The sequence below is a fragment of the Ruegeria sp. Ofav3-42 genome (assembly GCF_022347725.1).
Lineage (GTDB): Bacteria > Pseudomonadota > Alphaproteobacteria > Rhodobacterales > Rhodobacteraceae > Ruegeria.
The window spans coordinates 170131-187210 of record NZ_JAKRGB010000001.1 but is presented as its reverse complement, the minus strand read 5'-3'; the positions used below and the strand labels follow the sequence as shown (position 1 = coordinate 187210).

Below are 17080 nucleotides of genomic sequence, written 5' to 3'. Positions count from 1 at the left end.
GAACACTTAGTCGCAACGTTGTCCCCGGCACCTGTCCTTGGATCAGAACTGCCCGTGGCTGTGACCTGTGGTCAAATCGATGCCGCCACAGAGGCGACAACCCAATGCGCCTGCCTTGGTGGAACGCCGCTATCGAACGACGTAAACCGAAACGTTCGAATGCCGTACGACACGCGCAGCGTTCGGACCCAGAAGATAGTCTTTGAAATCAGGTTTATGCGCGCCGATCACGATCAGATCGCTGCCTGCGCTTTCCGCTGTTTTTAGAATTTCCTGATATGCAGTACCGGTAGCGACCACGTGACGGATCTTTTCGTTCCGCTCTGCCCCCACCGCAGTCACACACATCTCGGCCAGCTTGGAATGGGCCTCTTCCATCGCCTTGTCGTGGAAGTCACTTTCGAAAAAACCGGAGACCCAGCTTTCTCCGAAGTCCGGCAGGACGGTCACAACATCCAGTTGCGCGTTTTCCTGATCGGCCAGCTTCGCGGCTTTCTTCAGGACATGCGTATCAAGATCGCCGTTACTGATATCGACGGCACAAAGAACTGCGTTTGTCATGCGGGCACCTCTTGTCTGGCGGCACGGCCGCGCTGAAGGAAAGCGATCAGGCCCAGCAGAAGCAGCGCCGGAATATAGATCAGTTGTTTCGGCGGCTGGCTGGACGGCAAGCTGACCGAGGTCAGGCGCACGGCCTCATCCCCATAATAGTCGAAGTTATCCAAATCATCCGCGACCGGTGACCCGAACATCGGCTCTTCCAGTTTCATCAGACCGTCTTCTTCGATCAGCAAAAGGCCCATCGCGTCGACACGTGCCTGACCACCCTCTTCGCTTCCAACGGCCACAACCACGGTCGTATCCGTCATCTTGAGCGTGTCAAAGTCCGGTCCGCTGATGACCATGCGGACTTCGGTACCCGGAGGCGTGTTTCCAATGGTTTCCACGAACGCCGACGGTTCAACCGACGTGAACGGAGGCGCGATACGGTCCATGAAGAAATCCGGCCTGAACAGCGCAAAGGCAACAAAGATCAGCGCGATGCTTTCGTAGATCCGGCTATGGGTCAGGAAGTAGCCCATGGTGCCGGCCGTGAAGACGAGGATCGCGATTGTGGCGAAAATCGCCACTATGATCCCCTCGACCCATGTCACGTCAATCAGCAGCAGATCCGTATTGAAGATGAACACGAACGGCAAAGCCACGGTCCGCAGGCTGTAGAAGAACGCCGTGAACCCGGTTTTGATCGCGTCGCCACCCGACACGGCAGCAGCCGCAAAGCTGGCCAGACCAACCGGTGGCGTCACATCCGCCATAATGCCGAAGTAGAACACGAACAGGTGCACCGCAATCAGCGGCACGATCAGTCCGCTTTGGGCACCCAGTTCAACGACCACGCCTGCCATCAGCGAGCTGACAACGATATAGTTCGCCGTGGTCGGCAGACCCATACCAAGGATCAGGCTGAGCAGTCCGACCATAACAAGCATCAGGATCAGGTTACCGCCTGAAAGGAATTCAACCAGATCAGCCATCACCTGCCCGACACCGGTCAGGGTCACGGTACCCACGATCACGCCCGCGGTGGCAGTCGCCAGAGCGATACCGATCATGTTGCGCGCACCGTCGATCAGGCCTTGCCACAGGTCTGCGACACCATCAATGAACGTGTTGTACACGTTGCTTTGGCCCCGGAAGATCGCTTTGAGCGGCTTCTGCGTCAGCAGGATCACGAACAGCAACGACGTGGCCCAGAAGGCGGAAAGACCAGGCGATTTCTGTTCGATCATCAGGAAGTACACCAACACGATGATCGGCAGCAGGTAGTGCAGACCGGCTTTGTAGATGTCCGCGATGACCGGCAGTGTCACTTCTTTGGCGTTGGGGTCATCCGGCTCCAGATCCGGCACAGTGGCCGCCAGTTTAAGCAGCACCACATAAACCGCGCAGACGATCAGGCTAAGAACCAGACCTGCCATGGACGGCACCCAGTTGGTCACTGCCTCGACCGGAAATTGCGAGCCATAGCAGAGGCCAGCAAAGACCAGGAAGAAGGCCAGCATGCCAACAACGGTCCGCGCCAGATGCACGTCGCGATCACCCAAGGTGGGCATGTTTCGTTTCACGGCCTCAAGGTGCACAATATATACCAGTGCGATGTACGAAATCGCGGCTGGCAGGAAGGCGTGCGTGATCACCTCGACATAGGAAATGCCGACGTATTCTACCATCAGGAAGGCCGCGGCACCCATCACAGGCGGCATGATCTGGCCGTTTACGGATGAGGCAACCTCGACCGAGCCCGCCTGTTCGCTGCTGAACCCAACACGCTTCATCAGTGGAATGGTGAAAGTACCGGTGGTGACAACGTTGGCGATGGATGAGCCTGAGATCAGACCGGTCGCCGCCGAACCCACGACGGCCGCTTTGGCGGGACCACCACGCAGGTGCCCAAGAGCGCCAAAGGCCATCTTGATAAAGTAGTTCCCTGCCCCGGCCTTATCGAGCAACGCCCCGAACAGCACGAACAGGAACACGAATTTGGTGGAAACACCCAAGGCGATGCCAAACACGCCTTCGGAGGTGATCCACATGTGGCTCATCGCCTTTTTCAGGCTGGCACCTTTCCAGCGGATAACCTCGGGTACCCATTCTGAGGACCCAAAGAAGACGTAAGCAAGGAAGATCGTCGCGATAATCGCCATTGCCGGGCCAAGCGCGCGTCGCGCGGCCTCAAACAGCAACAGCAGACCGACCAGAGCGACCCATTTATCAGTGTCATCAGCAAGACCACCTGCGTCGACGATCTTGTTGTAGAAGAAATACCCGTACAGCGCGACAAACGTGCCCAGCAGGCCCATAATCCAGTCCTGAACCGGGATATAGTCACGCGGGCTGGATTTCAGCGCCGGATAGGCCGCAAAAGCCAGGAACATCGCAAAGGCCAAGTGAAACTGCCGCGCATTGTTCACAACGCTACCCGGCAGGACGTAATTCGCCAGCGGCGAGGCCAGAACGACCTGAAAGATCGACCAGATGGCCGCCACGATGGCCAGAAAAACCCCGACATTGCCGACCGGATTGCGCCCTCCCGCATCGGATGAGGCTACAAGGTCCTGCAGTTCCTCTTCGGATAACGGTTGGTTGGATTGTGTGTCGGAACTCATGAAATGTCTCCCCGTCGCGGCCTTTTGGCCTTCTGAACCACCCGATTTGTTCGGGTTTGGGTGGCAGGGCGCCGTTAGGCACCCTGCGTCAGGTCTGGATTACTGAATCCAGCCTTTTTCTTTGTAGTATTTCTCAGCACCCGGATGCAGCGGAGCCGACAGGCCGTCTGCGATCATTTCTTCGGGCTTGAGGTTGGCGAATGCCGGGTGCAGCTTTTTGAAGTCATCGAAGTTCTCGAAGACCGAGCTGACAACCGCGTAAACCGCATCTTCCGACACGTCTGCCGAGGTCACGAATGTCGCGCCAACACCAAAGGTCGCGGTGTCGCCGTCCGAACCACGGTACATGCCACCGGGGATGGTTGCGGTACGGTAGAACGAATTGTCGTTGACCAGCTTGTCAACCGCATCGCCGCTCACGTTCACCAGAACCGAGTCGCATGCGGTAGTGGCTTCCTGGATCGAACCCGACGGGTGACCAACGGTGTAGACCATCGCGTCGATCTGGTTGTCGCACAGGGCTGCGGACTGTTCAGCCGCCTTCAGCTCGGTCGCCAGTTCGAAATCACCGGTGGTCCAGCCCATTTCACCCAGCAGGACTTCCATGGTGCCGCGCTGACCGGAACCGGGGTTACCGATGTTGACGCGCTTGCCTTTCAGGTCCTCGAAGTTGGTGATACCGGAATCGGCACGGGCCACAACAGTGAACGGTTCGGGGTGGACCGAGAATACGGCGCGCAGGTTTTCAAAGGGGCCAGCCTCTTCAAATTTCGAGCTGCCGTTATACGCGTGGTACTGCCAGTCAGACTGCGCAACACCGAACTCCAGCTCGCCTTCGCGAATGGTGTTGATGTTGTAAACCGAACCACCAGTCGATTCGACCGAGCAACGAACGCCGTGCTCTTTACGGCCCTTGTTCACCAGACGGCAGATCGCACCACCGGTCGGATAGTAAACGCCGGTCACGCCACCGGTTCCGATGGTGATGAATTCTTCTGCATAAGCGGCCGGAGCCATAAGAGCAGCGGTAACGACCGCACCCAGGCTAAGCTTGCTGCTGTTTTTCATTTTTGAGAACTCCCAACTCTTATTGTGGATGGGAAACCGATCAGCGATCCCATCCAGGGACCTTGCCGGTATGGCAAGCGAACCCGTCTTGCAACGGGTCAAGCATCTGAAATTTCAAAGTCTCCCAACATCTTCGACGTTTCATTCAGACACTCCGCTTGTCAACCCCTGCACCAGGACAGATCGACCAGATCAGCAGATGTGAGGGAAATTCCGCAAGTTTCCCCCTTTAATTCGGTATTTTCGGACAGATCGACGCTGCCGCCGTTAGCATACGTGTAGCGGCTTGCTAAATGCGTATAAACACTTTGAAAGTAGGAATGTCGCAATCTACGCTCGGACAAACGACCAAGTGTTTCAACGAACTGGTAGAAAGGGCTCCGGACAGTGGACCGAAAATCTCCTAGCCCGATGCTTATGATCGCTCTTGCCCTGAGCGCGGCAATTGCTGCCTGGGGCATAGCCGACCCTCAGGGCCTTGGTCGCATTGCTGCGTCCGCTGTGGCAACGCAGTTCGACAGCCGTGGCTGGTTCATCATGCTTGAGGTCAGCGGTCTTTTGTTTGTGGCATTGTATCTGGCCCTGTCGCGGTTCGGAGATATCCGCTTGGGCCCCGACTCGGCAGAACCGGAGTTTTCGACCTCCGCATGGATCGCAATGCTGTTCGCGGCGGGCATGGGCGTGGGGCTTTTGTTCTATGGGGCGGCCGAACCCCTGACGCACTACGAAGTGCTGCGACAGTTCAATAGCGATCCCGAAGCCGCCAGCTATGCGATGTTCGTGACCTATCTGAACTGGGGCTTTCACGCTTGGGCAATCTACGGAATCGTCGGATTGGTCATCGCCTATTTCGCGTATCGCCGCCATCGCAGCCTGCTGTTGAGCGCGCCGGTCACGGATGCTCTGGGAGAGGCAGGATGGACAAAAGCACTGGCCTGGGTTTTCGACCTGCTCTCGATCGTTGCCATTGCCGTGGGACTGGCAGGTTCAATGGCAATGGGGGTTTTTCAGATTCAGACCGGCTTGGCCGGATTGCTCGGCGTCGAGTCTCCGGGCGTGCTGACCCTGCCCGTTTTTGCAGCCCTGTGCGTCGCGTTCATCATCCCCCTGCGGCGTGATTTGGGCGACGGGATGGCGCGACTTTCAAACGCGGCAATGCTGATTGCTGTCGGGATGATGGTCTATCTTTTGGTCCTGGGCCCTACGTCCTTTTTGATGGATGGCATCGTTTCAGGTTTCGGACGGTATCTTTTCGGCGTCCTACCGGCAGGGTTTTCAACGGCAGAGTTTTTCGACGACCTCGTAACCGACTGGTTTCAGGGGTGGACACTGAACTACATGATCTGGTGGCTGGCCTGGTCGCCATTTGTAGGGATTTTCATCGCCAGAATCTCACGCGGGCGAACGATCCGCGAGTTTCTGATCGGAGTCGTCGTCACCCCCACCCTGTTCTCAATCCTGTGGTTCGGGGTATTCGGCGGCCTGGGCTTTTTTGACGCTCTGCGTCAGGACGGAGCCTTGTCGGCCGTGAATGCCGAAAACCTCGACGCAACCACATTCGCCTTACTCGAACGGTTCCCACTGGACGGGATTACCAGAACGGCAACCATACTGGCGGCGTTCCTGTTCGTGGTCACCAGCGTCGTCAGCGCTGGCTTTACCCTCGCGATGATCGGGACCGGAGGGGATGACAACCCCTCCCCCAGGATTCGCACGATCTGGGGCATAATCCTGGGGGCTTTGGGGTTGGCGATGATTCTGGTCGGCGACATCTCTTTGGTCAGATCCATCATCGCACTGTCGGCCATTGCCTTCGTGTTTATCGTGCCGGTTCTGGTTATCTGTCTGTTCAAGTGTCTCGCGCGGGAGGACCAATCATGAGCGGCCAATTGATCGACACGGCACTGAACCTGAGCGTGTTTACCTATATAGGATTCCTGGCCTGGCTGATCTTGCGAAGCGGCCGGCACTAAACACGTAAACCCGCGGTGCACTTATACGTTCAGCGGCAGTATTTTTGGGTTTTCAAATGCGGTGTGGTGCCCAAGGAAAGACTCGAACTCTCACGATGTTACCATCGGGGGGTCTAAAAATACGTCGACTTTCAACTATTTCAGCACGTTCGCTGTTTCTATTCACAGAATCATGGCGAAATCTATGGCGAACATGTGAGTAAGGGTACTACGCAGATAGCACGCAGGAAAAACCTAACCTCATAATTCTTGCCGACGCTTTATCAACTAAGTTAGGAAAGATCATGACGGACACCGTTGCCAGTGCCCGTCTGCTGGATAGATTCCTGTACCGTTACATGGCACGGTTCGGGTCATCGTACTGTTGCTTGTTAGCAGCTTTTCGCAGTGTGATGACCAGTCCTGCAATCGAAGCCAACGAACCAATTAAGGTTACTACTTCGAAGAGGTTAGGCGAATAATTCACCATGCATTTGTTATCCACCGTTCTCGGGTACGAGCCAAATTGTATGTTTTCTGGGGATAACGAGGGTATCTTCAAGTGGATGCGGCGGCGGGAAATGGTTGCGTACTATCGCCGCAAGGCGGATCGCCGGCGTCTGTCAAAGGCCGCGCAGACGCGTCGAATCTGACACGAGAACAGAACAAGACCTGAACAAGAATGTGTGAGTAAGGTGTGTGAGTAAACGAAAAACCCGGAAAGAAAAAACAGAGAGCAGGTTCCCCTAACCCTCTGTTTTTACTTTGGTACCCAAGGCCGGACTCGAACCGGCACGGTATCACTACCGGGGGATTTTGAATCCCCTGCGTCTACCATTCCGCCACTTGGGCCACGAACACTGGATTAGCGTTCATGACCGGGAAGGTCCAGAGGCAAAAAACAACCGATATTCAGTTTGTTTTCCCCGGGCACGGTTGACGCCCCCTCAGACGCGTGGTTTGGCTTGCCCGACACGAGAACGGGATTTTGGCACCTTATGTTGCGATCGCTCTATGACTGGACCATCCGTCTGGCCGAACATCCGCATGCCCTGTGGGCGCTGGCTATCGTGGCATTCATCGAAAGCTCGTTCTTTCCGATTCCGCCGGATGTCCTGATGATTCCCATGATCCTTGCGCGCCCCTCGCGCGCCTGGCTGATCGCCACCGTGGCGCTGGTTGCCTCGGTATTGGGGGGGATGCTGGGTTATGCGATCGGTGCATTCTTCTATGAGAGTATCGGCCAGCCCATCCTTGAATCCATGGGCAAAGCGCACGCCATGGAAGAGTTCAACACCAAGTTCAATGACTTCGGCTTCTGGGCCGTGTTGGGCGCGGGCGTAACCCCCTTCCCGTACAAGGTGATCACCATCATGTCCGGCTGGACCGGAATGCCCTTGGGAACGTTCATTGCCACGTCGATTCTGGCGCGCGCACTCAGGTTCTTTGTCGTTGCCGGACTGCTCTGGGGCTTTGGCGAGCCCATTCGTAACTTCATCGAGAAACGTCTGGGCCTTATGTTCACTCTGTTCATCATCCTGCTGTTCGGCGGTTTCCTTGTTGTGAGATACCTATGACGCGTAGAAACTTTCTGATCCTGATTGCCGCTGGCGGGTCTGCGGCACTGTTACTTGGCGCATGGGGATTCCAATATCTGGGCGGAATGGCCCCGTGCAAAATGTGCATCTGGCAACGCTATCCGCATGGCGCGGCTGTCGTGATCGGCGTGTTGGCGTTTGCCTTCCCCGGCGTTCGGCTGTTGCCCCTGCTGGGTGCTGCTGCGGCAATGACAACAGCGGGCATCGGTGTGTTTCACGCAGGCGTCGAGCAGAAATGGTGGGAAGGCCCAACCAGCTGCAGCTCTGGCGATATTGGCGGATTGTCGACACAAGAGTTGATGGATCAGATCATGTCCGCGCCACTGGTGCGCTGCGATGACATACCGTGGGAAATGTTCGGCCTGTCTATGGCCGGGTGGAACGCTCTGCTTTCAGCTGGTCTGGTCCTGATCTGGCTGGCTGCGTTCCGCGCAAAGTAAACGTTACATCTCGTCCAGTTCTGCATCCCAATACAGAAAGTCGATCCAACTGTCGTGCAGGTGGTTCGGCGGGAATTTGCGGCCGATATTCCGCAGAGCCTCGGCATCGGGCTGGCGCGGAGGCTTGCGCAGCGTCATACCCGCCTGGCGCAGCGATTTCGAACCCTTCTTCAGGTTGCAGGGGCTGCAGGCCGCCACTACGTTTTGCCAGCTTGTGACACCGCCCGCAGCACGGGGTACGACATGGTCAAAGGTCAGGTCACCGCGACTGCCGCAGTATTGGCAGCAAAATTCATCCCTCAAAAATAAATTAAAGCGCGTGAAGGCCACGCGCTTTCTGGGTTTTACATAGTCTTTGAGTACAACGACCGACGGTATTCGTATCTCGGTACTCGGGCTTCGGACGACTTCGTCGTATTCGGCCACGATGTCCACCCTGTCCAGCCAGGCCGCCTTTATCGCTTCTTGCCAGGGCCACAGGGACAGTGGGTAATAAGACAAGGGGCGATAATCGGCGTTCAAAACCAATGCCGGATGGTGCTTTAGGGCACCCGGTTCCCTGACAAATTCGGTTCTGAAGTCTCCATCCATATCGGAATCGCTCCTCGCTCTGCTCTGCCCGTTTTTGACATCAGAGCGGGGAACACCCGCCCCGGCCTTAACTTAACTATATATCGTGTTAAAACTCTGACAAGCCCTGAGTTTCCACAATATCTCGGGGATTGGTTAAGCCGAATCCGTAACAACATCGTGACAGTTATCCACAGGTTGCGTTCGCTGTGCCCGGCAGGCTATGGCGAGATCATGAGCTGGTTCATCCGATTCAACAAACCTTTCGACGTGTTGCCGCAGTTCACGGACCGCGCAAACCCGGAGTCTCCGCGCAGTACGCTGTCGGATTTCATCAACCTGCCCGGTGTTTACCCGGCCGGGCGGCTGGATCGTGATAGCGAGGGCCTGATGCTGCTGACCGACAATGGCAAGCTGCAAGCGCAGATATCGGACCCCAAGCACAAGATGTCCAAAACGTATTGGGTTCAGGTCGAAGGTGTGCCGGATGCGGCCGCCTTGAAAGCGTTGCGTGATGGGGTCGACCTGAAGGACGGGCCGACTCGCCCCGCCAAAGCCCGCATGATGGATGAGCCCGAAGGGCTGTGGCCGCGCAATCCTCCGATCCGTGTCCGCCAGACCATTCCGGATTGCTGGATCGAATTGACGCTGCGCGAAGGTCGAAACCGGCAGGTTCGGCGCATGACAGCCGCTGTCGGCCATCCGACCCTGCGCCTGATCCGGGCGCGCATCGGAGACTGGACGCTGGAGGGGTTGGAACCCGGCCAATGGGACAGTCTGCCGGCACCTGCACTGACCGCGCCGCCTCAGCGCAAACGGGACCGCCGGCCGCGCAGGTGACGAAAACGCCCTTTCGTGATAGGCTTAGGGCATGAAAGTCACCCGAAACACACCGCCCCCTGAGGGCATCCTTGAAGCCGCGCTCTATGTCGACGATCTGGACGCAGCCGAACGATTCTATGGGGAAATCCTGGCGTTGGAGCAAATTCAACGCGTCGCCAACCGGCATGTGTTTTTTCGGGTTGGCGGTTCGGTACTGTTGTTGTTCAACGCGGATGAGACGGAAAAACTTCCGGGCAACCCCGATCTGCCTGTACCGCCGCATGGCGCGCGCGGGCCCGGACATGTCTGCATGACGCTGTCGCGCGAACAGATCGACGAAATGCGCAAGCATCTGCTGGAATGGAACATCCCCGTGGATGCCGAGTTTGATTGGCCGAACGGAGCGCGATCGCTATATATCCGAGACCCGGCGGGCAACTCAGTCGAATTTGCAGAAGGTCACCTGTGGACCTGATCCCTTAGCGCAACGGCTGTTTCTCTCCACCAACGACGCGGTAGATGTCGCTGGAAACAACTCCGACCTCGCCCAGCATAGCCTGAAACTCTGCCATGTGAGGGGCCGAAAAATGCGATTCGAGCGCGGCCTGATCCTGCCACTCTTCATAGACGCGAAACCGGTTGGCATATCCAAGAATCTGACTGAATTCGTAGACGATGCAGCCGGGTTCTTTGACGGTTGCCGCCACCATACGCTGCGCCGCTGCCGCGGCTTTTTCCACACCATCCGGTGAAACCTCGACTGTTCCTGTAACAATCAGCATGCCACCCCTCTCGTCAGCTCAAATCGCTTCGAGATTCTGTCAACCGGCGTACCGTCCTGCAGGGCAACACCATACGCGACCGAATAATCCCGAAACCCCATCTTGTCATAGTAGCTGAGCCCCAGCCGATTGTCGGCCCGGACGGTTGCGTTGATCGCGTTGAACCCAAGCGCCGCAGCATGGGTCGAAGTTTCAGCAAACAAGGCGCGCCCTGCCCCTTTCAGCACAGGCTCGCGCCGGGTGAAGGTCGCGATATCCACGCAATCAACCGGAAGTTCGTCATTGACGCCCAGCCATTGGAAACCGGCCACTTCACCCTGTTCATCCAGCGCGACGTGGCAACAGATCTTGTCGTCTCCGGTCAGATAAACCGCAGCAAACTGCGTTTCAGAGAACGGAGATTCAAACGCGGTCGTGCCACCAATCGCAATGATCTCGTTGAGAATGCGACACGCAGATGCCACATCCTCTTGCATCATGGGGCGGACCGCGATCATCGCTACAGGCTCAGCTTGTCGCGCATGAAAGCCAGCGCCACGCTAAGCCCGTCCGGAGCAATCCCATGACCAGTGCCCTTCATCACATGCGCATAAACTTCTTTGAAACCCGCCGCCTGCAGCGCTTCGGCCGCTTCAGGCAGCGACTGCGGCGGAACCACGTCATCGGCGTCACCATGCACCAGCAAAACAGGCATCCGGCTTACGGTTTCATCCGGCAACAGATCCGGCTCCAGCAACCGGCCTGAGAATGCGACGATCCCGGCCACCGGATCTTCACGGCGCGGGGCGACGTGCAGGCTCATCATTGTGCCCTGGCTAAAGCCGAACAGAACCACCTGCTCGGGCAGCACATCTTCGTCCACCATCAGGGCATCGAGAAAAGCGTTGAAATCCTCGACCGCCATTTCCATGCCACGACGCGCTTCTTCCTCGGAAGAGCCATCGATCCACGGGATCGGAAACCACTGGAACCCATTGGGCATACCGGGGATTTGTTCCGGGGCATCCGGCGCCACGAACAATGTATCGGGCAGATGCTCGCCCAACGGATCAGCCAGACCCAGCAAGTCAGCCCCGTTAGCGCCATATCCATGCACGAACACCACGACCGAGCGCGTGTCGCCCGAAACCGGCTCTTTTCGGAGCGCATTCAAAACCCGTGTCATCTGATCCCTTCTCGTTCTTTTGCAACCCGGTAATAGGCCCACAAAACCCGCGCTGCAACTGAACGCCAAGGCGACCATGCCACGGCCATTTGGCGCAACTGTTTGTCGGTCGGCCTTTCGGGCAAATCGTAGAGGATGCGTGCGGCCTCTTGCAGAGCCAGATCGCCGGGTGCGATCACGTCGGCGCGGCCGAGCGAAAACATGGCGTAGATCTCGGCAGTCCAGACACCGATACCGGGTACTTCGGTCAGGATAGACACAACTTCTTCATTAGAAGCGTCTCGTAAGGCTTTGTAATCAATACGTGCCTCGGCCAGCGCGCGCGCGTATCTGATCTTCTGACGGCTAAGCCCAACCGCGCGCAGGTCATCATCCGTGGCCCACATGATCTTGCGCGGGCCGGTCAGTTTCGCATCTTGCAGCCGTTTCCAGATTGCGTTGGCCGAGGCGACGCTGACCTGTTGGCTGACGATTGCGCTAAGCAACTGAGCGAACCCGTCGGGACGACGGCGCAAGGGTAACGGTCCGGTCTGCTCCATCGCATAGGCCATACGCGGACAGCTGTCGGCCAGCCATTCCGCCCCTTCCTCGACACAGTCGGATGTTTCGATGATCCGTCCTACGGACATGTGCCCTCCGGCCTCGGGTTTCGGATGCACGTTAGGCTGCTTTGCCGCAGATGCAACCCGCTTGTGCGCAATCGTTTTCGCCGATACGCATGTGCCCATGACGATGACATCCATCACCCCGGACAACAGCCAGGCCAAGCGCAACGTCGCAGTTCTGGTCGCCGCACAGGCGTTGCTTGGCGCGCAGATGCCGATGATTTTCATCGTCGGAGGGCTGGCCGGTCAGTCGCTGGCAACAAATGCATGCCTTGCGACGTTGCCAATTTCTCTGATTGTTCTTGGGTCCATGCTCGCCGCAACACCCATCTCTGCAATCATGCAACGCTGGGGACGCCGAGCCGGGTTTCTGGTCGGCGCAACAGCGGGAGCCTGCGGTGGTCTGGTCGGAGCATACGGCCTCTTTCTGGGATCGTTCCCCGTGTTTCTATTGGGCAGCCTGTTAACTGGCATCTACATGAGCGCGCACGGTTTCTACCGATTTGCAGCCGCCGACACGGCATCGGACGAATTCCGCCCAAAGGCAATTTCCTATGTCATGGCCGGAGGTCTGGCGGCGGCCATTATTGGCCCGCAAATCGTCAAGCTGACTTCGACCGCCTATGTCATTCCGTTCCTCGGCACCTATATCGCCGTCATCGCAGTGAACGTCATTGGCTCGGCCCTGTTCTTTTTCCTCGATATCCCGACTCCGCCCAAACCTGCGGCTGACGCGCCTAAAGGTCGGTCGCGGATCGAGTTGCTCAAGACGCCCCGCATCGCAGTCGCAATCATTTGTGCGATGGTATCTTACGCGCTGATGAACCTTGTTATGACCTCAACGCCGCTGGCGGTTGTGGGTTGCGGGTTCAGCGCCAATGATGCGGCAGATGTCGTCACCAGCCACGTTCTGGCCATGTACATCCCCAGCTTTTTCACCGGCCAACTGATCGCGCGGTTTGGCGTCGATCGGATCGTGGCTGTGGGCCTGTTCATTCTCGCCGCCGCCGGAGCCGTTGCCTTGCAAGGGGTTGAACTGGGCAACTTCTTTGTCGCGCTGATCCTGCTCGGGATCGGTTGGAACTTTGGCTTTATCGGCGCCACCACGATGCTGGCTGAATCGCATGACGTGAGCGAGCGCGGACGGATGCAGGGCCTGAACGACTTGTTGGTGTTTGGCGGCGTGACCTTTGCCTCGCTGGCCTCGGGCGGATTGATGAACTGTTCGGGTGGCTCGGCGATTGAAGGTTGGACCGCGGTGAATGTCGCAATGGTACCGCTGCTCACCTTGGCTGGTGGCGCGCTGCTGTGGCTGACGATGCGTCCCCGGACCGCTTAATCGTCAAGCCGTTTCAACGCGGCGAATGCACCGGTTTTCTGCGCCTCGGCGATGCCCTCATCAATGTGCACGCGGTAAATGTCCCACATCTGCAGCCTCAGAGCGCGGCCCTTGTCGGTGATACGCAGGATCTTCCCCCGCGCATCGCCTGTTGCCGCGTGACGCGTCAGCAAACCGTCCTCTGCCATTCTCGCGACCTGACGCGAAAAGCTGGATTGGTCGAACAGCAATTGCTGCTCTAACTGCTTGGGTCTTAGGCCGTCTGGCGCTCTCTCAAGCTCCCACAGCACATCGTACCAATGCAGTCTTGGAAATCCGGCTGCGACCAACGCACGCTCGGCCCGGGAAAAGATCCGGGTGCGCGTTTGGTTCAGCGCAATCCAGGCCGCTTCTCTTTCGTCAAATCCGCTCATCACGCCTCCGCGAGGATAGTGTTTTTTCTTTGCCGATCTATTTAGATGCATTTACATGTTTTTTTTATCAACCCAGCAAATCAGAGAAACACTATGAAACCACTCCACGCAACCGCACTTGCAATTGCACTGGCGACACCTGCCGTTGCCGAAACGTATCATTTCGATCAGGGACACACGGAAATCAGGTTCTACTACAACCACGCCGGACTGACCGAGCAATCCGGGGAATGGACCGCTGTCGCCGGTACGGTCGAGTTTGATCCCGAAAATGTCACCGCAACCAGCGCTGACATTACAATTGACGCCTCCAGCGTAGAAACCGGTTGGGGGCCTCTCAACGATCACCTCAAAAGCAGTGATTTCTTCGATATCGAAACATTCCCCGAGATCCGTTTCGTCTCGACCTCGGCAGTGCAAACCGGTTCAAGCACCCTGCGGATGATCGGCGATCTGACGATCAAAGATCAGACAAAACCCGCAGCGCTTGAGATCGATCTGACCTTTATGGGGGCGCACCCTCTGGCCAGCTTTTTTGACTACTACAAAGGCGAATGGGTCGGTGTCGAAGCCTCCAGCCAACTCTTGCGTAGCGATTACGGCGTTGGGATGTTCGCGCCGGGCACATCGGACATGGTCGACCTGAAAATCTCGGCTGAAATGCGTGCCGGCGGCTGGGAGTAACTACCAGCGCCCCGTCGCCGCCTGGGTCATCAAGGACAGGCGGCGGCGAATTTCGCCCGGACCAAGCGAGCCTGCGGCCACCCGTTCCGGGCGCTTTATGACCTGCTTCAAAACCAATTCGGTCTGCCACCCAGCGTGAAGCGCAGCCGAGGCTTTCCCTGAAACCGACCGTCGATTTGACCGCGCCCGGTTCAATCGTTCGACCGCCTTCTCGGCCAGACGCTGAACTCCTTCAGGCGTCCCATCCAGCAGCGGTATTCGGCCACGGGCCTCAAGGTCAGGAATAGCGCGAAACCAATTAGCGACTCCCATGGCATAACCGAAATCCCGCACGACATCCTCATCCGCCGGACCCAATGCCTGTGCAGATACAACCATGAGTGTGCCAGCACTGTGGTTGATATAGGCGTCGAAATGCGCGTCATCCTCAAACGGATCGCGGTAGATATCCCAACGCCTTACAGCGACATATTCATCCAACATCGCCGCCAGATGCGGGGACAAAACGCGCGACAACGGCGTGACGACTTCGTGCCGGCGCACACTCGGACCCTCGGAAATCTCCTGCAAGGCGTCGCGCCACCATTGCAGGCGCATCTCTGCGATCATCGGCTCTTGCGTGACCCATGGCGCGCGGGCCACCTCGACATTCAGAGCATAGATCGGGAACAAAACCGCCCGCGCCGCAACCGGCGCGGCCATGGCCGCCATAAATCGGTCAGGATCAGCCCGATGCAGCAAAGCAGCGCATGCTTTGACGTCATCGTCAAACTGCACGCTCACTCGGCCACCGCTGTCTGTGGACCGCAATCCCGCACCAGTTTCCACTGGATCGCATCCAGCAGCGCTTCGAACGAGGCATCGACTATGTTTGCACTGACGCCCACGGTGGACCACCGCCGCCCTTGCCCGTCTTCGCTGTCGATTATGACGCGGGTCACAGCCTCGGTGCCGCCTTGTGTGATACGCACCTTGAAATCTACCAGATGCATGTCGTCCAGAATGGGCGAATATTGCCCCAGATCCTTGGCCAACGCCTTGGACAGCGCGTTAACCGGGCCACGGTCGCTGCCATCGCCATCCAGAGACTCGCTGACCGACAGTTTCTTTTCCCCATCGACCTTAACAACAACAACCGCCTCGGACAGGCTGACCATCTTGTTGTACTTGTTCTTGCGCCGCTCAACAGTGACCTTATAGCGCTTTACCTCAAAGAACTCAGGCAATTGCCCCAATTCGTCCCGCGCCAGCAATTCGAAGCTGGCCTGCGCGGTATCGTATGAATAACCATCCGCTTCGCGCAGCTTGATCCGTTCAAGAATGCGTCCAAGGGCTGGATCGCCGGTCTCAACCGACAACCCGGCCTCGGTCAGGCGCTTACGCAGGTTCGACTGCCCCGCCTGGTTGGACATCGGGATGACCCGTGTGTTCCCGACGGACGCCGGATCGACATGTTCATAAGTCGAGGGATCTTTCAGGATCGCACTCGCATGCAGCCCCGCCTTATGCGCAAAGGCCGAAGCACCGACATAGGCCGACTGCTTGCTGGGCACGCGGTTCAGTATTTCATCCAGCATCCGGCTGACGCGGGTCAGACCCGCCAAAGCATCGACGCTGACGCCGACGTCGAACGCTGACGCATAGGGTTCTTTCAGCAGCAATGTGGGGATCAAAGCGGTCAGATTCGCATTTCCGCAGCGTTCTCCTAACCCGTTCAAAGTGCCCTGAACCTGCCGCGCGCCCGCATCAACAGCAGCCAACGAACAAGCCACCGCGTTTTCGGTGTCGTTATGCGTGTGGATGCCCAGCCGATCCCCCGGAAGCCCTGCGGCGATCAATTCGGACACAATCCGCGACACTTCTGCTGGCAAGGCCCCGCCATTGGTATCACACAGCACGACCCAGCGCGCACCGGCATCTAACGCGGCTTGGCACACCTCGACCGCATATGCGGCATTGTCCTTGTAGCCGTCAAAAAAATGCTCGGCATCGAACAAAGCCTCGCGCCCCTGCGCCACGATATGCGCTACCGAGGCGCGCACGTTCTCGACATTCTCTTCTAACGAGATGCCGAGCGCGTGGGTGACGTGATAATCATGCGATTTGCCCACCAGACACACCGCCTGAGTGCCCGCGTTCATCACCGCCGCCAGCACATCGTCATTTTCGGCCGACCGGCCTGACCGCTTGGTCATCCCGAAGGCAGTCAGACAGGCCGTGGTCTTGGGCGCTGCGTCAAAGAACGCGCTGTCTGTCGGATTTGCCCCGGGCCAGCCACCTTCGATATAGTCAACACCCAACTCGTCCAGAGCCTGCGCGATCTGCACCTTCTCAGCTGTCGAGAACTGGACGCCCTGCGTTTGCTGCCCATCGCGCAGAGTGGTGTCATAGAGATAGAGGCGTTCTTTGGTCATCGTTTTGGCTCATCTGCTTGACCGGGCAGTGCCCGACCGCGGGTGGGTGCGAAGCGCCCGC

At 57.8% G+C, this 17080-nt stretch carries 18 protein-coding genes and 1 tRNA gene; 7 read left to right on the top strand and 12 right to left on the bottom strand.

Annotation, left to right across the window (positions count from 1 at the left end):
• Nucleotides 1-129 precede the first annotated feature (129 nt).
• The 3 genes from MHN28_RS00915 to MHN28_RS00905 all read right to left on the bottom strand — a co-directional run bounded on the left by MHN28_RS00915 (nt 130) and on the right by MHN28_RS00905 (nt 4235).
• Nucleotides 130-561: a universal stress protein gene (locus MHN28_RS00915; protein ID WP_239335053.1), complete on the bottom strand. Its 432-nt coding sequence runs from the start codon at nt 559-561 to the stop codon at nt 130-132.
• Nucleotides 558-3167 (bottom strand): TRAP transporter permease, encoded by a 2610-nt coding sequence (locus MHN28_RS00910; protein ID WP_239335052.1) that lies wholly within the window; start codon nt 3165-3167, stop codon nt 558-560. Before MHN28_RS00910 ends, MHN28_RS00915 begins: the two co-directional genes overlap by 4 nt.
• A gap of 99 nt (nt 3168-3266) precedes the next feature.
• A complete protein-coding gene (locus tag MHN28_RS00905) occupies nt 3267-4235 on the bottom strand; it encodes a TAXI family TRAP transporter solute-binding subunit (RefSeq protein WP_239335051.1) in 969 nt (322 codons plus the stop codon).
• Between the two features lie 417 nt (nt 4236-4652).
• Between MHN28_RS00905 and MHN28_RS00900 the strand changes: the two genes are divergently transcribed.
• Nucleotides 4653-6116: a BCCT family transporter gene (locus MHN28_RS00900; RefSeq protein WP_239335050.1), complete on the top strand. Its 1464-nt coding sequence runs from the start codon at nt 4653-4655 to the stop codon at nt 6114-6116.
• 837 nt (nt 6117-6953) lie between these two features.
• Here the strand turns inward: MHN28_RS00900 and MHN28_RS00895 are convergent.
• Nucleotides 6954-7039, bottom strand: a tRNA-Leu gene (locus MHN28_RS00895).
• 146 nt (nt 7040-7185) lie between these two features.
• Between MHN28_RS00895 and MHN28_RS00890 the strand changes: the two genes are divergently transcribed.
• Entirely contained in the window at nt 7186-7764 is a 579-nt protein-coding gene (locus MHN28_RS00890; RefSeq protein ID WP_239335049.1) for a YqaA family protein, read from the top strand.
• On the top strand, nt 7761-8225 hold the full coding sequence (locus MHN28_RS00885; protein ID WP_239335048.1) for a disulfide bond formation protein B: 465 nt from the start codon (nt 7761-7763) through the stop codon (nt 8223-8225). Before MHN28_RS00890 ends, MHN28_RS00885 begins: the two co-directional genes overlap by 4 nt.
• Nucleotides 8226-8228: 3 nt before the next feature.
• Here the strand turns inward: MHN28_RS00885 and MHN28_RS00880 are convergent, their stop codons facing one another.
• Nucleotides 8229-8816 carry an HNH endonuclease gene (locus MHN28_RS00880; protein WP_239335047.1) on the bottom strand — a complete coding sequence of 196 codons (588 nt, stop codon included), beginning with the start codon at nt 8814-8816 and terminating at the stop codon, nt 8229-8231.
• A gap of 213 nt (nt 8817-9029) precedes the next feature.
• On the opposite strand from MHN28_RS00880, the gene MHN28_RS00875 reads away from it, so the two are divergent.
• Both MHN28_RS00875 and MHN28_RS00870 read left to right on the top strand, forming a co-directional pair.
• The gene (locus MHN28_RS00875) at nt 9030-9635 is read left to right on the top strand and encodes a pseudouridine synthase (RefSeq protein WP_239335037.1); all 606 of its coding nucleotides are present in this window, start codon (nt 9030-9032) and stop codon (nt 9633-9635) included.
• Nucleotides 9636-9666: 31 nt separating this feature from the next.
• Nucleotides 9667-10092 (top strand): VOC family protein, encoded by a 426-nt coding sequence (locus MHN28_RS00870; protein WP_239335035.1) that lies wholly within the window; start codon nt 9667-9669, stop codon nt 10090-10092.
• A gap of 4 nt (nt 10093-10096) precedes the next feature.
• Here MHN28_RS00870 and MHN28_RS00865 read toward each other — a convergent pair whose 3' ends face one another.
• From MHN28_RS00865 to MHN28_RS00850, 4 genes are read right to left on the bottom strand one after another with little or no spacing between them, the layout of a single operon-like run.
• Entirely contained in the window at nt 10097-10399 is a 303-nt protein-coding gene (locus MHN28_RS00865) for a putative quinol monooxygenase (RefSeq protein ID WP_239335033.1), read from the bottom strand.
• Nucleotides 10393-10896: a GNAT family N-acetyltransferase gene (locus tag MHN28_RS00860; RefSeq protein ID WP_239335031.1), complete on the bottom strand. Its 504-nt coding sequence runs from the start codon at nt 10894-10896 to the stop codon at nt 10393-10395. The genes MHN28_RS00865 and MHN28_RS00860 overlap by 7 nt, the downstream gene beginning before the upstream one ends.
• Before the next feature lie 2 nt (nt 10897-10898).
• Complete coding sequence (locus MHN28_RS00855; protein WP_239335029.1) at nt 10899-11564, bottom strand: alpha/beta hydrolase; 666 nt, start codon at nt 11562-11564, stop codon at nt 10899-10901.
• Nucleotides 11561-12193 (bottom strand): DNA-3-methyladenine glycosylase, encoded by a 633-nt coding sequence (locus MHN28_RS00850; RefSeq protein WP_239335027.1) that lies wholly within the window; start codon nt 12191-12193, stop codon nt 11561-11563. The genes MHN28_RS00855 and MHN28_RS00850 overlap by 4 nt, the downstream gene beginning before the upstream one ends.
• A gap of 97 nt (nt 12194-12290) precedes the next feature.
• Here MHN28_RS00850 and MHN28_RS00845 point away from each other — a divergent pair, with 97 nt between their 5' ends.
• Nucleotides 12291-13508, top strand: a complete 1218-nt coding sequence (locus MHN28_RS00845) for an MFS transporter (protein WP_239335692.1) — start codon at nt 12291-12293, stop codon at nt 13506-13508.
• Here MHN28_RS00845 and MHN28_RS00840 read toward each other — a convergent pair.
• Nucleotides 13505-13921 (bottom strand): MarR family winged helix-turn-helix transcriptional regulator, encoded by a 417-nt coding sequence (locus MHN28_RS00840; RefSeq protein ID WP_239335025.1) that lies wholly within the window; start codon nt 13919-13921, stop codon nt 13505-13507. The genes MHN28_RS00845 and MHN28_RS00840 overlap by 4 nt on opposite strands.
• 93 nt (nt 13922-14014) lie before the next feature.
• On the opposite strand from MHN28_RS00840, the gene MHN28_RS00835 reads away from it, so the two are divergent.
• Complete coding sequence (locus tag MHN28_RS00835; RefSeq protein ID WP_239335023.1) at nt 14015-14605, top strand: YceI family protein; 591 nt, start codon at nt 14015-14017, stop codon at nt 14603-14605.
• On the opposite strand, the gene MHN28_RS00830 is transcribed toward MHN28_RS00835, so the two are convergent.
• Together MHN28_RS00830 and cimA are read right to left on the bottom strand one after the other, a co-directional pair.
• Nucleotides 14606-15382, bottom strand: a complete 777-nt coding sequence (locus tag MHN28_RS00830; protein ID WP_239335684.1) for a squalene/phytoene synthase family protein — start codon at nt 15380-15382, stop codon at nt 14606-14608.
• A gap of 2 nt (nt 15383-15384) precedes the next feature.
• On the bottom strand, nt 15385-17019 hold the full coding sequence (gene cimA / locus MHN28_RS00825; protein WP_239335021.1) for a citramalate synthase: 1635 nt from the start codon (nt 17017-17019) through the stop codon (nt 15385-15387).
• Between the last annotated feature and the right edge of the window lie 61 nt (nt 17020-17080).

Coding starts and splice junctions, on each gene's coding strand:
- cimA (WP_239335021.1), bottom strand. CDS start 17,019: ATGACCAAAGAACGCCTCTATCTCTATGACACCACTCTGCGCGATGGG.
- MHN28_RS00900 (WP_239335050.1), top strand. CDS start 4,653: ATGATCGCTCTTGCCCTGAGCGCGGCAATTGCTGCCTGGGGCATAGCC.
- MHN28_RS00840 (WP_239335025.1), bottom strand. CDS start 13,921: ATGAGCGGATTTGACGAAAGAGAAGCGGCCTGGATTGCGCTGAACCAA.
- MHN28_RS00865 (WP_239335033.1), bottom strand. CDS start 10,399: ATGCTGATTGTTACAGGAACAGTCGAGGTTTCACCGGATGGTGTGGAA.
- MHN28_RS00850 (WP_239335027.1), bottom strand. CDS start 12,193: ATGTCCGTAGGACGGATCATCGAAACATCCGACTGTGTCGAGGAAGGG.
- MHN28_RS00855 (WP_239335029.1), bottom strand. CDS start 11,564: ATGACACGGGTTTTGAATGCGCTCCGAAAAGAGCCGGTTTCGGGCGAC.
- MHN28_RS00880 (WP_239335047.1), bottom strand. CDS start 8,816: ATGGATGGAGACTTCAGAACCGAATTTGTCAGGGAACCGGGTGCCCTA.
- MHN28_RS00875 (WP_239335037.1), top strand. CDS start 9,030: ATGAGCTGGTTCATCCGATTCAACAAACCTTTCGACGTGTTGCCGCAG.
- MHN28_RS00890 (WP_239335049.1), top strand. CDS start 7,186: ATGTTGCGATCGCTCTATGACTGGACCATCCGTCTGGCCGAACATCCG.
- MHN28_RS00915 (WP_239335053.1), bottom strand. CDS start 561: ATGACAAACGCAGTTCTTTGTGCCGTCGATATCAGTAACGGCGATCTT.
- MHN28_RS00910 (WP_239335052.1), bottom strand. CDS start 3,167: ATGAGTTCCGACACACAATCCAACCAACCGTTATCCGAAGAGGAACTG.
- MHN28_RS00860 (WP_239335031.1), bottom strand. CDS start 10,896: ATGATCGCGGTCCGCCCCATGATGCAAGAGGATGTGGCATCTGCGTGT.
- MHN28_RS00845 (WP_239335692.1), top strand. CDS start 12,291: ATGACGATGACATCCATCACCCCGGACAACAGCCAGGCCAAGCGCAAC.
- MHN28_RS00835 (WP_239335023.1), top strand. CDS start 14,015: ATGAAACCACTCCACGCAACCGCACTTGCAATTGCACTGGCGACACCT.
- MHN28_RS00905 (WP_239335051.1), bottom strand. CDS start 4,235: ATGAAAAACAGCAGCAAGCTTAGCCTGGGTGCGGTCGTTACCGCTGCT.
- MHN28_RS00885 (WP_239335048.1), top strand. CDS start 7,761: ATGACGCGTAGAAACTTTCTGATCCTGATTGCCGCTGGCGGGTCTGCG.
- MHN28_RS00870 (WP_239335035.1), top strand. CDS start 9,667: ATGAAAGTCACCCGAAACACACCGCCCCCTGAGGGCATCCTTGAAGCC.